This window comes from Flavobacterium turcicum (assembly GCF_011365745.1).
In the GTDB taxonomy this organism is placed as follows: domain Bacteria; phylum Bacteroidota; class Bacteroidia; order Flavobacteriales; family Flavobacteriaceae; genus Flavobacterium; species Flavobacterium turcicum.
On sequence record NZ_JAAOBY010000002.1, the window covers coordinates 1 to 15,011 of the forward strand.

Sequence of the window (15,011 nt, forward strand, 5' to 3'; positions counted from 1 at the left end):
TGAAATTGGTAGACACGCTGGACTTAAAATCCAGTGAACAGCAATGTTCGTGCGGGTTCAAGTCCCGCTCTGAGTACTATAGCAACATGAAAAACTCCCTATTTTTAGGGAGTTTTTTGCGTTTGTTGTAAGTTGGTAATTTGATTTTTTTTGTACATTTAAAAATTATACTTTAATTAGAAGATGTTTAATTCAATCATACATTGTTTCATGGATTGGTATGTTCTTTCAATGTCATTATCTAATCCAATTGAAAATCTAATTAAGCCATCAGTTAATCCCATTTCTTTTTGTTCTTCTAAAGGAATTTCGCTTGAGGTTGATGTTCCTGGAGCACTAAATAAAGTTTTATAAAACCCTAAACTTACAGCTAGATAACCTAAATTTCTTTCTTGCATCAATTCCATAAGTTCATTTGCTTTTTCAAGTGTTCCTACATCTATGGTCATCATTCCGCCAAAACCGTATTCAGGATTAATCATATTTTTATAGAGCGTATGGCTTGGATGACTTGATAATCCTGGATATACGGTCTTTAATCCATCTTTTTCAAAACGTTCCGCTAGGAAAAAAGCATTGTTGCTATGCTGTTTCATCCTAATATGTAGGGTTCGTAAATTTTTCATTACGCTTGCAGATCTTAAACTATCCATTGTAGGACCTAATAACATGCTGGCTCCACTATTTACATTTTTTAAACTATTTATAAAGTCTTGAGATGCACAAGTTACACCTCCCACTGTATCACTACTACCATTTATATATTTTGTTAGACTATGAATTACAATGTCTGCGCCTAATTTAGCTGGTGAAACTGATAATGGCGAAAAAGTATTGTCAACCACGAGCGTTAAGTTGTGTTTTTTTGCAAGAGAAGAAAGTTCTTTAATATCAGCAACTTCTAGCAACGGATTACTAACTGTTTCACAATATAGTACTTTTGTTTCTGGAGTAATGGCAGCTTCTACAACATCTAATTTTGTAATATCTACAAAGGTAGTTTTGATTCCTAATCTTGGAGTGAAATTTTTTAAGAAAGCATATGTTCCTCCGTAAATTGTTCTGCTCGAAACGATGTTATCTCCAGTTCCGCATAATTGTAATAGTGTAGGTGTAATGGCACCCATTCCAGAAGCCGAAACATTGGCTGATTCTGTACCTTCCATAGCTGCTAATGCTTGATCCAAGTATAAATTACTAGGTGAGGAATGTCTCGAATATAAGTAACATCCTTCCATATTACCCTCAAAAGTATCAAACATCGTTTTGGCTGAAAGAAAAGTATAGGTAGAAGAATCAGAAATGGATGGATTTACTCCTCCAAATTCGCCAAAATATTGAAGGTCTTGAATGTTGTTTGCTGGATTGAAATTTTTCATTTGTTGATTATTTATTAATGATTTTTATTTTTAAAGTGAATTTCGTTGTTTTTATTATTCAATTGTAGTTTCTAGTATTTTAGGTCTAAATTCGATCTTTATAGGTGTTTTGTCAATAGTTGTTCATTATTTTAGTTTTATTATCTATTATTGTTTAATTTGGTAGTTTAAATAATTATCGGGAAGGCTTTTCTAATTGAATTTTAGATATTTTATACATTTTATTTTATGATAGTATTAGACGTGATTGATAAAAAAATTCTCGAGCTAGTTCAAAACGATAGTAAAAAAACAACTAAAGAGTTGTCGATAAAGCTAAATTTATCTGTTACTGCCGTTTATGAGCGCGTAAGAAAATTAGAACGGGAGGGAATTATTGAAAAATACGTAGCAATAGTCAATAAATCGAAAGTTGAAAAAGGGTTTTTAGTTTTTTGCCACCTTAAGTTAATACAACATTCAAGAGAATACATTCAAATATTTGAGAAGGAGGTAGCGCAACTTTCTGAAGTTGTCGAATGTTATCATGTGAGCGGAGATTATGATTATATCCTAAAAATAGTTGTGAAAGATATGGAGGCGTACAGGCAATTTTTGATAAACAAACTTACTTCATTGAGTCATATTGGTAGTACACACAGTACTTTTATGATTGATGAAATAAAAAATACTACACAAATTGTATTGTAGATAGAAATATTCGGTCGAAGGATTTAAATGATAAGTAAATGTTAATACCTCTAAAAAGCATACAAAAACCTTCAAAATTCAACTTTTAACAAAACTTAATTCCTTAATTTTGTATCACTTTTATAAAACCATTTAAAAAATTTACTATGAGTTCATTTGACGTAGTCATTATAGGTTCAGGACCAGGCGGATATGTATCAGCAATTCGTTGTGCACAATTAGGTTTCAAAACGGCCATTATTGAAAAATATTCAACCCTTGGCGGAACATGCTTGAATGTGGGTTGTATTCCATCTAAGGCATTGTTAGCTTCTTCTCATCACTACAGTGAAATTGCTCATTTTGCTGACCATGGTATTGAGCTTTCTGGCGAAGTAAAAGTAAATCTAGAAAAAATGATTGCTCGCAAACAAGCTATTGTTGATCAGACTTCTGGTGGAGTTAAATTTTTGATGGATAAAAACAATATTACAGTTTTGGAAGGTCTGGGTTCATTTGTTGATGCAACTCACGTAGCAATAGCAAAAGCTGATGGTACTTCTGAAACGATCGAAGCAAAAAACATTATTATCGCAACAGGTTCAAAGCCATCCTCTTTACCTTTTATCAAAATTGACAAGGAAAGAATTATCACTTCAACAGAAGCATTGAAGCTTAAAGAAGTGCCAAAACATTTGGTAATTATTGGTGGTGGAGTTATTGGTATTGAGCTTGGTCAAGTATACTTGAGATTAGGAGCACAAGTTTCTGTTGTTGAATATTTAGACAGAATTATTCCGGGAATGGATGCGTCTTTATCTAAAGAATTGACAAAAGTATTGAAGAAACAAGGTATGAAATTCTATGTTTCGCACAAAGTTCAATCGGTTGATAGAAATGGAGATGCTGTTGTTGTGCAAGCTGAAAATACAAAAGGAGAAACAATAACACTTGAAGGAGATTACGCATTAGTTTCTGTAGGTCGTCGCCCATACACTGATGGATTGAATGCAGATAAAGCTGGCGTTAAAGTAACCGAAAGAGGAATGGTTGAAGTAAACGATCATTTACAAACCAATATTCCTAATATTTATGCAATTGGTGATGTTGTTCGTGGAGCAATGTTAGCGCACAAAGCAGAGGAAGAAGGAGTTATGGTTGCTGAAATTTTAGCAGGTCAAAAACCTCATATCGATTACAATTTAATTCCAGGTGTGGTTTATACTTGGCCAGAGGTAGCAGCAGTGGGTCAAACGGAAGAGCAATTAAAAGCAAACGGCGTAGCCTACAAAGCTGGAAGTTTTCCTTTTAAAGCGTTAGGTCGTGCAAGAGCAGGTGGAGATACGGATGGTTTTGTGAAAATCTTGGCAGATGCAAAGACAGATGAAGTTCTGGGAGTTCACATGATTGGTGCTCGTTGTGCTGACTTAATTGCCGAAGCAGTTACGGCTATGGAGTTTAAAGCATCGGCAGAGGATATTTCTAGAATGTCTCATGCGCATCCAACTTTTGCGGAAGCAATTAAAGAGGCAGCTCTTGCGGTTACCGACAATAGAGCTTTACACGTATAAGTACATTATATTTTAACAAAAACCCGTTCAAAATTGAACGGGTTTTTTATTTAATTGCCTTTTTGAAAATATTTTTTGTAAACGAAATAGCCTAATATACCTATCAAAATAATCGACCATAATTGTACAATTACTGCTATTATTCCTTCGATAAGATACCAACCATTTTCTAGACCATCAATTATTTTCGAACCAAAACCTTGACGGTATTGTTTTTCATTAGCGATCATTTCTTTCTTAATAGTTTCACGCTGGTAAATTTGTAAAGTTAATGTGCTAAAATTTACTTGGTCAGCTAGTGAGATATTTTCGAGTTTACTATTGTCTTTTTGTTCAGATTTTTGATTCAGATCGTTTTCAGCTTGCACTACTTCATTTAGTTTCTTGCCTTTGCTGTCAATCGCTTTTGTGAGGCGCTTTTCCTGATTTGCTTCTCGTTTTTCTTTTAATTGATTAGAGAGTAGTTGTAATGAAACATCATCGGCTTTGATTACTCGGTATTCCAGAAAATCAATTTGTTTGGCAATGGTTTTAATTACGGTATCCATTTGTGTGTTGGGAACCCGAATGGTAATGTTATTTTCTACTGTATATTTGGTAATTTCTAAAGTGCTGTCTTGGCTAATTTTAACTTCATTCTTTTCAGAAATTGTGCTTTGTAAATTGGTATTAGTTACAAAACCTCCAAATTTAGTGGTAGCATTTTCAATGATGTAAGTGGAAATGGGAACATTTTTTACTTTAAATTTAATATCGGCAGTACGAACAAATTTCCGATCGCTATTTTTTGGTTCCACTGCAGCAGCTGAAGAAAGTATGTTGGTACTGCCGCTTGAAGAAGTTGTAGTATCTGAAGCAGTTTCTTCTAAAGCATCGGCTTTTTTGCAAGAAATAGCTAAAATTATTAGCAGTAAAGGCAATAGAACATGGTGTTTTTTAAGCATAATTTTTTTGTTTTTTAGGTGAATAATTTATTTGTTAATAGGTGTTTTCTTCTTCAATTGCGTTTTATTACTTAAGTAAAATGGTACAATTCACGCAATCCAAATTTCATGCCGATAAATTTAGGTTGGTATAAATGGGTACGCATTTTAATTAAAAACTTTGAAGATTATTACCTTCGAGAATAGTTCACGGTTGCTTTTTTCACGTAAAATTGTTGTAATTTTGAGCTATCAAAAACATTTCAATTCATTGAGAACATCCATTATAAAAAATGTCGAAAATCCATTGCAAACCAAGCAACAACTTGTAAAATGGGCGCAACAGTTTCGCGAAGTTGTATTTTTAAACAGTAATTCTTATCCACAACAATATTCTAGTGCCGATTGTATACTTGCTGTTGATGCTTTTACAGCCATACAAACAGACTATGTGAACGCTTTTGAAGACTTGAAACAATATCAAGAAAGTACTAAGGATTGGTTATTTGGTTATTTGTCTTATGATTTAAAGAATGATATTGAAAGCGTTACTTCTTCCAATCCAGATAATCTAGATTTTCCTGATTTGTTTTTTTTTCAACCTAAAAAGATATTTATCTTGAAGGGGCAAGAATTAGAAATGCAATATTTGTTTTTATGTGATGATGAAATTGAGTTCGATTTTGAGTCCATTCAGGCAACTGAAGAATCGCAAATTAATAGTTTGGGAACGGTAACTATTGAAGAAAGAATTTCACAAAAGGATTATGTAACCAAGGTTAATGATATATTAAGCCATATTCATCGAGGAGATATTTACGAAGTCAATTTTTGTATGGAGTTTTTTGCAGAAAAAGCTGAGATTAATCCGTTGGAAAAATTTTTGAAGTTGAACGAAATTTCAAAACCTCCATTTGCTGTATTTTTCAAGAATAATAAGCATTTTATTTTATCTGCCTCGCCAGAGCGTTACTTGCGTAAAGAAGTAGATTTGATAATTTCGCAACCAATAAAAGGCACGGCTAAGCGCTTTTTGGATGTGGAACAAGACGAGGAGTCAAAAAATGCCTTGCTCGCTGATCCGAAAGAACGCTCTGAAAATATTATGATTACTGATTTAGTTCGAAATGATTTGTCAAGAACCGCACAGAAGGGGAGTGTTCAAGTTACCGAACTTTGTAAAATTTATTCTTTTTTACAAGTACATCAAATGATTTCGACAATTACAGCACGTTTGGCAGAACCTTATACGGCTGTTGATGTCATAAAATCGACTTTCCCAATGGGAAGCATGACGGGAGCACCAAAAATTTCAGCCATGAATATTGTAGATCGTTTGGAAGAAACTAAACGGGGCGTTTACAGTGGTGCTGTTGGGTATTTTACTCCAAATGGCGATTTCGATTTTAATGTTGTTATTCGTAGTATTTTGTATAATGATGTGAAAAAATACCTTTCTTTTTCAGTAGGAAGTGCAATTACAGCTAATTCAATTCCTGAAAAAGAGTACGAAGAATGTTTATTAAAAGCTAAGGCGATGTATGCAGTTTTGCAAGAGTAAATTCTAATCAATAAAATTATCCTAATGATTAATACTTTAAAAGAAATTCTTTCGGAACGTTTTTCATTTCTTGATAAGAGGCGACTGTTGTTGGCTGTTAGCGGCGGAAAGGATAGCATGGTTCTGTTGCATTTGTTTCAGAATTTGAATTACGATTTTGCAATCGCACATTGTAATTTTCAATTGCGTGGTATTGAAAGTTTCGAGGATCAAAATTTTATAAAAACTTATGCGGAAAATCATGGCATTCCAGTTTTTATAACACAATTTGATACAAAAGCTTTTGCCGAAGATTATAAGGTTTCCACTCAAGTTGCCGCACGTGAATTGCGTTACAACTGGTTTTATGAATTGTTAGAAACCGAGAACTTTGATTATGTAATTACTGCACATCATGCAGATGATAGTTTAGAAACTTTTTTGATCAATTTAAGTCGAGGAACAGGTATAGAGGGTTTGACAGGCATTCCTGAGCAAAACGATAAAATAATTCGTCCGCTGCTTACATTTACCCTAGAAGAAATTGAGTTGTATGCGGCTGAAAACGGTATTGAATGGCGCGAAGACAGCAGTAATGCCTCTGATAAGTATCTTCGGAATAAAATTCGTCATCATTTAGTTCCTATTCTAAAGGATTTAAATTCGAATTTTTTGGTTTCCTTTCAAAAAACGCAAAACTATTTGCAAGAAGCGCAAGTAATGGTTGAAGATGCAGCAATCATGATTTACCAGCAAGTAGCAAAACAAGAGGATGATTCAATTTATTTTGATTTAAATAAATTAAAAAAGTTACCAAATTACCAATCCTATTTATACCAATGGCTTAATGAATTTGGCTTTACGGCTTGGGATGATATTTACAATTTGGTCGAAAGTCAGACGGGTAAGTTTGTTTATTCGCCAACATATCGCTTATTAAAAGACAGGAATTATTTAATCCTAAGTCCAATAAATTACGTAAATCCTGCTGAGGAATATTTTATTTCTGAAAATCAAAAAGAAGTTAATATTCCCTTAAATCTAACGTTTTGCAAAGTAGCCGACATTAGTATCGCCACAAATACTTCTATCTTTGTAGACTCAGATTTGTTACACTACCCATTACGATTGCAAAAGTGGAGTGAGGGAGCTGTTTTTCATCCTTTTGGTATGCAAGGGAAGTCAAAAAAAGTCAGTAAATTTTTTAAAGATGAAAAATTGTCTTTAAATGAAAAAGAGCAAACTTGGTTGCTATATTCCGATGAAAAAATTGTTTGGATTGTTGGATTAAGACCAGACGAACGGTTTAAAGTAACCGAAACAACTAAAAATATTTTAAAAATAGAACTACGCTAATGAAAAAATTATTCTTTCTTTTATGTGCTTTTTTGGTATACGCTAATTCAAGTGCACAAGTTTTAGATCCTGCTAAGTGGACTACCAAAATTGAAAATAAAGGGGGCTCTACTTATTTATTAACTTTTAATGCTGTTATTGAAAATGATTGGCACTTGTACTCTCAATTCACACCAGATGGCGGTCCTCTAGCATTAGAAATTATTTTTAAAAATCAAAAAGGCAGCTATACTTTGGTTGGTAAAGCCAAAGAAAGTAAAACTAGAACTGCCTACAATGATATTTTTGAAGTGAATGAAACTTTTTTCGAGAAGAAAGCACAAATCCAACAAGAAATCAAGGTTATAAATCCGAAATTAACCGAAATAAAAGTTGACCTTAATTATCAGGTTTGTAAAGAGGTTTGTATCAATCAGGAGAAAAATTTTACTTTAAAAGTTCCTGCAGCTACTGCGATCCAAGCTACAATGCCTACAATTGCAAAAGTTGATACCGTTAAATCAGCAACTGATTCAGTTGTTGCGCCAACAGCGGATACAGTTCAAGAACAATCTACAGCTTCAGTGCCTTCTACTGAAGTTGTAAAAGTGGAGGATACAACAGAGAAAAAGGGTTTGCTGTCTATCTTTTTTATTGCATTTTTATCTGGTTTTGCAGCATTATTAACACCTTGTGTGTTTCCTATGATTCCTATGACCGTGAGTTTTTTTACAAAACAGAGTAAAACCAAAGCAGCTGGAATTCGTAATGCAGTGATTTATGGCGTATCTATTATTTTTATTTATGTAGTTTTAGGATTATTGGTAACTGCTATTTTTGGTGCCGATGCTTTGAATGCGTTGTCTACAAATGTTTGGTTCAATATTATCTTTTTTATTCTTTTAGTTGTTTTTGCGGCTTCATTTTTAGGAGCGTTCGAAATAATGTTGCCTAACTCTTGGGCAAATAAAGTCGATTCGCAAGCTGACAGAGGTGGTTTGGTTGGTATTTTATTTATGGCTTTGGCTTTAGCAATTGTATCTTTTTCTTGTACGGGACCAATTGTTGGAACGTTATTAGTAGAAGCAGCCTCTAAAGGCGGAATTGCTCCTGTTGTGGGAATGTTTGGTTTTTCATTGGCTTTAGCGTTGCCGTTTATGTTATTTGCTATGTTTCCAGGTTGGTTGAATTCTTTACCAAAATCAGGTGGATGGCTAAATACTGTTAAGGTTGTTTTAGGATTTTTAGAATTAGCATTAGCATTCAAATTTTTGTCAAATGCAGATCTTGTATTGCAGTTACATCTATTAGAACGCGAAGTATTCTTGGCTATCTGGATTGCAATTTTTGGTGGTCTTGCTTTGTACTTATTAGGAAAAATTACGTTACCACATGATAGCCCTTTGAGTAGTATTTCTGTTGGTAGATTATCACTCGGATTAGTTGTATTAGCTTTTACTGTTTATTTAATTCCGGGACTTTGGGGAGCACCACTAAAGATTATTTCTGGTTTTCCACCACCAATGACTTATAGTGAAAGCCCTTATGGAGTTGGAAATTCAAAAGGAACTGCAGCAAGTTCAAGTCAATCGCTGCCTGATGGAGCACATCTTGGCCCACATGATTTAATTGCTTTTGAAGACTATGACAAAGGTATGGCTTATGCGAAGTCTGTTAACAAACCTGTTTTACTTGATTTTACTGGCTATGCCTGTGTTAATTGCCGTAAGATGGAAGATTATGTTTGGTCTCAGCCTAAGATTTTATCTATTTTACAAAAGGAAGTTGTTCTAATTTCATTGTATGTCGATTCTAAAAAAGATTTGCCAAAAAGTGAGCAATATGTTTCGAAAGAAACTGGAAAAGAAATCGTAACAATAGGAAATAAATGGAGTGATTTTCAAATTACAAAATTTAAATCCAATGCGCAACCATATTATATCATTATAGATCACGAGGGTAATTCTTTATCCCAAAAACCAGAAAGTTATAATTCAGATGCTACAGAGTATCAAACTTGGTTGCGTCAAGGTATTGATACTTTCAACAAAAAGTAATTACACTTTTTTACTTAAACAAAAAAGCACTAAAAGCACTAGAATAAAAGTGTCTTTAGTGCTTTTTCGTTTTCAGACTAATTTATTTGGCTCTCAATAGCTATTAAAATTGCATTTATTATTAATTTATTTTTTGAATTAATTATTTGATTTCTTTCTAAAAATGCGGGCTATTGGCTCTTAATTCCGAGTAGTTTTTATATCTTTAAACACTATTTTTTAATTAAAAAACTTATGAAAAAACTATTCAGTGTTGTACTGCTTTTTGTTGGTACAATTCTCTTAGCACAAGAAAAAGTGCCCAATTATGTAGCCGAAAACTATACAAAAAAAGAGGTACATATAAAGATGCGCGATGGGCAATCCCTATTCACTTCTATTTATTCTCCAAAGGATGTTTCTAAAAAATATCCAATCATCATGCAGCGTACGCCTTATAATTCTGGTCCGTACGGTGAAGGGCAGTACAAGCGTGCTGTTGGGCCTAGTGAAACAATGATGAAAGAAGGTTATATTGTTGTTTATCAGGATGTACGCGGACGTTTTATGAGCGATGGTCTGTATGACAATATGCGTGCGTTTATCCCGAATAAGAAAGGGAAAATAGAAGTTGATGAAGCTTCGGACACATACGATACGATTGATTGGTTGGTTAAAAATGTACCTAATAATAACGGAAATGTAGGTACTTGGGGTATTTCCTATCCGGGCTTTTATGCAAGTTATTCGTTGTTAAGTAATCACCCAGCTTTAAAAGCGGTGTCGCCGCAAGCGTGCATTGCTGATTTCTTTTTTGATGATTTTCATCACAATGGTGCATATTTATTGAGTTACTGGAAGGTAACACCATTGTTTGGACCACAAAAAACTAAGCGCACTACTGAACCGTGGTACAAATTTAGTAATGTAGGAACGAATGACGATTATCAGTTTTTCTTGGATGCAGGACCTTTATCTAATTTAGACAAGTATTATGGTAAAGACAATGAATTTTGGCAGCAATTGAAAGACCATTCAAGCTATGATGATTTTTGGCAAAAAAGAGGGTTACTGCAGCATTTAAAAAATATCAAGCCAGCAGTAATGACAGTAGGAGGATGGTTTGATGCGGAAGATTTGTATGGTCCATTAAATACGTACAGTACTATTGAAAAAAATAGCAAAAATTACAATACCATCGTAATGGGACCGTGGAGTCACGGTGATTGGGCTCGCAATTCTGCTAAACAAGTTATTGGTAATATCAATTTTGGGGATAGTATTTCAGCTTATTACCAAAAAAATATTGAGGCGAATTTTTTCCGTCATTTCTTAAAAAATAATGGCAAAGGAGAAAATAAGTTGCCAGAAGCCTATGTTTTTGATACAGGTAAAAAAGAGTGGAAAACCTATGAAACATGGCCACCTCAAAATACAGAGAAGCAAAATTTTTATTTACAAGGCAATCAGTTAACTAGGAAAGCTAATAAAAGTTTTGTTTTTGAAGAATTTGTGAGTGATCCTAAAAAACCAGTTCCATATTCAGAAGATATCAAGCAGCAAGGCCTTACACCCAGAAAATACATGACCGATGATCAGCGTTTTGCTGCTAGACGTCCTGATGTAGTTGTTTTTGAAACGGAAGTTTTACAAGATGACACGACTCTGGCTGGTGAAATTTTAGCTAAACTACAAGTTGCAACCACAGGAACTGATGCTGATTGGATTGTAAAAGTTATCGATGTTTTTCCTGCTGATGAACCAGAAACAAAAGACGTTGCTCCTTATTTAAAAATGAGTAATTACCACATGATGGTTCGTAGCGAAGTGATGCGTGGACGTTTCCGTAATAGTTTTTCTAAACCAGAACCATTTGTTGCGAATGAAAAAACACCAGTAAATATTAAGTTGCAAGATGTTTTTCATACTTTCAAAAAAGGACACAAAATCCAAATTCAAGTACAAAGTACTTGGTTTCCTTTAATTGATTTGAATCCACAGACTTTTGTAGAAAATATTTTTTATGCCAAGCCAGAAGATTTTCAAAAACAAACACATCGTATTTATAATGATTCAAGTATTGAATTTACAGTGTTAAAATAAATGAAATACTTATTCTTTATTCTTTTAAATAGTAAATAAAGGCTTGCTTTAAAATTTCTACTTAAAATCAAATTATGCCAAACAAAAAACACTCTGAATTTTCAGAGTGTTTTTTTATTTAAATTGGTTTGTTCTTCTTATAAAAACTCACCGTGTTGTGTGATGTCAAGTCCAAGTTCTTCTTTTTCTTCGCTTACTCTAAGTGGAGTAATTTTATTTACAATGAAAAACAAAGCGTATGAAGCAGTAAAGGCAAAAACAGATACAATTACCAAAGCAGTTAGTTGATTTAGAAATAAAGTTGCATCTCCAAAAATAAGTCCTTGGTTATCGCCAACTACTGAGTTAATTGATTTAGAAGCAAAAACTCCTGTAAGAAGCATTCCTACCATTCCGCCTACACCATGGCAAGCAAATACATCCAAAGCATCGTCAATTTTACCTTTATGGAATGCTCTCACAACAAGATTACTTACTATACTTGCGAAGGCACCGATAAAAATTCCGTGTGAAATACTAACAAAACCAGCTGCCGGAGTAATAGCTACCAAACCTACAACAACACCAATACATGCGCCCATTGCTGATAATTTTTGTCCAAGAATTTTGTCAAGAAATACCCAAGCCATTCCTGCAGCAGCAGCTGCAACAGTAGTTGTTCCTAGTGCTTGAACTGCTAAGCCGTTAGAACCTAATGCAGATCCAGCATTAAAACCAAACCATCCAAACCATAATAAACCTGTTCCTAATAATACGTAAGTGATACGTGCAGGATTAGGTTTTTGTGCTTTTCTTTTTCCTAAAAAAATGGCTCCTGCTAATGCAGCCCAACCTGCACTCATGTGTACAACAGTACCACCAGCAAAGTCTAATACTCCCATTTTAAAGAATATCCCATCAGGATGCCAAGTCATGTGTGCTAAAGGTGTATATATTAATAAAATGAACAATACCATGAATAAAAGGTAAGCCCAAAAACGGATTCTTTCTGCAAATGCGCCTGTGATTAAAGCGGGTGTTATTATAGCAAACTTTGCCTGAAACAAAGCAAATAATAAGAAAGGTATTGTTGGAGCAAGACTCCAAGCGGTATTTGTTCCTACGCCTTGAAACATTAAATTAGGTAATGGATTACCGATAATTCCGTTTACTGTTGGGCCGAATGATAAACCAAATGCAATTACAACCCATAAGACAGTTACGATTATCATAGCCATAAAACTTTGCAGCATGGTACTGATTACATTTTTTTTGCCAACCATTCCTCCGTAAAAAAAACCTAATCCAGGAGTCATTATTAAAACAAGTGCTGTTGCAACAATCATCCAAGCAGTATCTCCTGTATCAAATTTTACGGGTTCGGTAGGAGCGGGACTATCAATTATAAAATAATTTGAAAAAAGGGTCAGTAGCAAAATGGCGATTAAAATCACACTTAAAATAATTTTTCTCATAGTTGTTTGTTTTAAATTTCGATAAAAGTATAAAAATCATCATTATACCCCATAAAAAATAATAGTTACTATTAAATTTTTATCATTTTTTCATTAGTACCCCTTTTTTTTTATAGGTAAATGATAAATGGTCTCTTAATTTTGTAATTTGTTAAAGTAAGGTTAAAACTTAAATAGTTACGAATGATGATTGAAGTCTTACCGATAAATTGGTTAGTATAAATTTTGACATCAAATGTACTGCATAAAAAAAGCGCCATCCGATTTGACTCGAATAGCGCTTTTATTTTGAATTTAAATGTACCTACTTTAAAGTATGCTTACTCAAAATTTTGTATACTTCATTAATATTGTTACCTCCTTTTCCAAATTGTTTTGTAATTGGAGCATTATCATGGTTTAACCAAATTTTTAGCTCAGCATCCATATCTAAGATTCCAGCACTTTCTTTTGAGAACTTTTTAATGCTAGAGTAAGGAATCGTTAGATAGTCTACCTTGGTGCCTACAAGCTGTTTCTCGACTAATATAAGTCGCTTGTTTGTAAACAAAAAGAGATCTTTGATAAGCTTGTATGCTTTTTCAATATGTTCTCCATCGATCAAGATGGGCTCAAACTCAGCCGAAATTTTTTCGATATCAACTTCTGAGGCATTTCCTAAAATTGCATTAAATAGTCCCATTTTTATTTATTTTTGATTGTATTTTGTTTTGTAACGCTCGTTTAATCGTGTTTGGTGTGTTTCTAAACTAATAGCTCTTCCTTGAATAAAGGCGTTGGTAAGTTTATTTGTTCTCATATCCAAAGCATCTCCTTCTGATATAAATAAAGTTGCGTCTTTACCTTGTGTTAAGGTACCACATTGTTCATCAATACCCAAAATTTTAGCAGTATTTGAAGTAATTAATTGTAATGCTGTTTCTTTATCTAAACCATAAGCGGCACAAGTACCTGCAAGGAATGGTAAGTTTCTGGTGTTCATTCTTTCGTGTGAACCACTATTTTCTAACCCCACTAATACTCCTTTTTCGGTCAGTAGTCTTGCGTTTTTATAAGGCAAATCAACATCGTGATCATCGTTTTCTGGCATGTCGTGTACGCGCTTCAACAATACACCTACGTTGTTTTTTTGCAATAATTCAGCTGCTTTATACGCTTCATAACCTCCAATAATTGCCATTTTTTTAATTCCGTTTTGTTTGGCAAATTGTACGGCATCAATGATTTGTTTTTCTTCATTAGCATGAATGTACAATGTTTGCGTACCATCAAAAAGTCCTTTTGTAGATTCTAATACCAAATTTCTTTCTTTGGCCGTATCACCCAAATAGGCTTTTGCATTGGTGAAAAAAGAACTTAGATCATTCACTTGTTTTGGATAATCTTTATTCGCTTCAATTGCTCCCGGCTCAGCCCACCAACCGCTTCTTCTAAAAGTAGATGGAAAATTCAAGTGCATTCCATCGTTTTCCTTAACCAAAGCGTCTTGCCAATGCCAAGCATCCAATTGTACAATTGAAGATGAGCCTGAAATGATTCCACCTCTTGGCGTAATTTGAGCCATTAAAATTCCGTTTGGTCGTACGGTTTCGATTACTTTCGAATCAGCCGTGTAAGCAATTATACTGCGAACATTTGGATTCATACTTCCAATTTCGCTTTCATCATCAGATGATTTTACGGCATCAATTTCAACTAAACCTAATGTAGAGTTGGGTGCAATAAAACCAGGATATACGTGTTTGCCTCCTGCATTTATTGTTGTATCATAAGCATCTGCAGCCAAGCGGATTGTTTTTGCATCGGCAATTAGCGTTATTTTACCATCTTTAAAACCAATGGCGCTGTTTTCAATAACAGTCCCATCACCGATGTGTGCCGTTGCATTCAAGATCAAAACAGACTTGGTTTGCTTATTGGCTGGAGTTTGTTGCGCTTGCAAAAGAGTAGATGCACCAAGCATCAAGGTTGCAAGCATTATTTTTTTGTAGTTCATAATTT

General features: G+C 34.0%; 11 protein-coding genes. 6 read left to right on the forward strand and 5 right to left on the reverse strand.

The window, feature by feature from the left end:
* Positions 1-176: 176 nt before the first annotated feature.
* Entirely contained in the window at positions 177-1,379 is a 1,203-nt protein-coding gene (locus tag G9Q29_RS04010; RefSeq protein ID WP_166133586.1) for an aminotransferase class I/II-fold pyridoxal phosphate-dependent enzyme, read from the reverse strand.
* A 231-nt stretch (positions 1,380-1,610) separates the two neighbouring features.
* Here G9Q29_RS04010 and G9Q29_RS04015 point away from each other — a divergent pair, with 231 nt between their 5' ends.
* A complete protein-coding gene (locus G9Q29_RS04015) occupies positions 1,611-2,069 on the forward strand; it encodes an Lrp/AsnC family transcriptional regulator (protein WP_187038243.1) in 459 nt (152 codons plus the stop codon).
* Positions 2,070-2,215: 146 nt separating this feature from the next.
* Positions 2,216-3,619, forward strand: a complete 1,404-nt coding sequence (lpdA, locus tag G9Q29_RS04020) for a dihydrolipoyl dehydrogenase (RefSeq protein WP_166133590.1) — start codon at positions 2,216-2,218, stop codon at positions 3,617-3,619.
* A 50-nt stretch (positions 3,620-3,669) separates the two neighbouring features.
* On the opposite strand, the gene G9Q29_RS04025 is transcribed toward lpdA, so the two are convergent.
* Positions 3,670-4,563, reverse strand: coding sequence for a DUF4349 domain-containing protein (locus G9Q29_RS04025; protein WP_166133592.1), 894 nt, complete (start codon positions 4,561-4,563; stop codon positions 3,670-3,672).
* Between the two features lie 250 nt (positions 4,564-4,813).
* On the opposite strand from G9Q29_RS04025, the gene G9Q29_RS04030 reads away from it, so the two are divergent.
* From G9Q29_RS04030 to G9Q29_RS04045, 4 genes are all read left to right on the forward strand, one after another.
* Complete coding sequence (locus G9Q29_RS04030) at positions 4,814-6,103, forward strand: anthranilate synthase component I family protein (RefSeq protein WP_166133594.1); 1,290 nt, start codon at positions 4,814-4,816, stop codon at positions 6,101-6,103.
* Positions 6,104-6,127: 24 nt separating this feature from the next.
* A complete protein-coding gene (gene tilS / locus G9Q29_RS04035; RefSeq protein ID WP_166133596.1) occupies positions 6,128-7,438 on the forward strand; it encodes a tRNA lysidine(34) synthetase TilS in 1,311 nt (436 codons plus the stop codon).
* Positions 7,438-9,474, forward strand: coding sequence for a protein-disulfide reductase DsbD family protein (locus G9Q29_RS04040; protein ID WP_166133598.1), 2,037 nt, complete (start codon positions 7,438-7,440; stop codon positions 9,472-9,474). Before tilS ends, G9Q29_RS04040 begins: the two co-directional genes overlap by 1 nt.
* 234 nt (positions 9,475-9,708) lie before the next feature.
* Positions 9,709-11,556, forward strand: coding sequence for a CocE/NonD family hydrolase (locus G9Q29_RS04045; protein ID WP_166133600.1), 1,848 nt, complete (start codon positions 9,709-9,711; stop codon positions 11,554-11,556).
* Positions 11,557-11,693: 137 nt separating this feature from the next.
* On the opposite strand, the gene G9Q29_RS04050 is transcribed toward G9Q29_RS04045, so the two are convergent.
* The 3 genes from G9Q29_RS04050 to G9Q29_RS04060 form a co-directional block, all read right to left on the reverse strand.
* Positions 11,694-13,010, reverse strand: coding sequence for an ammonium transporter (locus G9Q29_RS04050; RefSeq protein ID WP_166133602.1), 1,317 nt, complete (start codon positions 13,008-13,010; stop codon positions 11,694-11,696).
* A 304-nt stretch (positions 13,011-13,314) separates the two neighbouring features.
* Positions 13,315-13,692: a PH domain-containing protein gene (locus G9Q29_RS04055; RefSeq protein WP_166133604.1), complete on the reverse strand. Its 378-nt coding sequence runs from the start codon at positions 13,690-13,692 to the stop codon at positions 13,315-13,317.
* A 6-nt stretch (positions 13,693-13,698) separates the two neighbouring features.
* Positions 13,699-15,006, reverse strand: a complete 1,308-nt coding sequence (locus G9Q29_RS04060) for an amidohydrolase family protein (RefSeq protein WP_166133606.1) — start codon at positions 15,004-15,006, stop codon at positions 13,699-13,701.
* Positions 15,007-15,011: the final 5 nt, after the last annotated feature.

Coding starts and splice junctions, on each gene's coding strand:
- G9Q29_RS04010 (WP_166133586.1), bottom strand. CDS start 1,379: ATGAAAAATTTCAATCCAGCAAACAACATTCAAGACCTTCAATATTTT.
- lpdA (WP_166133590.1), top strand. CDS start 2,216: ATGAGTTCATTTGACGTAGTCATTATAGGTTCAGGACCAGGCGGATAT.
- G9Q29_RS04025 (WP_166133592.1), bottom strand. CDS start 4,563: ATGCTTAAAAAACACCATGTTCTATTGCCTTTACTGCTAATAATTTTA.
- tilS (WP_166133596.1), top strand. CDS start 6,128: ATGATTAATACTTTAAAAGAAATTCTTTCGGAACGTTTTTCATTTCTT.
- G9Q29_RS04040 (WP_166133598.1), top strand. CDS start 7,438: ATGAAAAAATTATTCTTTCTTTTATGTGCTTTTTTGGTATACGCTAAT.
- G9Q29_RS04045 (WP_166133600.1), top strand. CDS start 9,709: ATGAAAAAACTATTCAGTGTTGTACTGCTTTTTGTTGGTACAATTCTC.
- G9Q29_RS04050 (WP_166133602.1), bottom strand. CDS start 13,010: ATGAGAAAAATTATTTTAAGTGTGATTTTAATCGCCATTTTGCTACTG.
- G9Q29_RS04055 (WP_166133604.1), bottom strand. CDS start 13,692: ATGGGACTATTTAATGCAATTTTAGGAAATGCCTCAGAAGTTGATATC.
- G9Q29_RS04060 (WP_166133606.1), bottom strand. CDS start 15,006: ATGAACTACAAAAAAATAATGCTTGCAACCTTGATGCTTGGTGCATCT.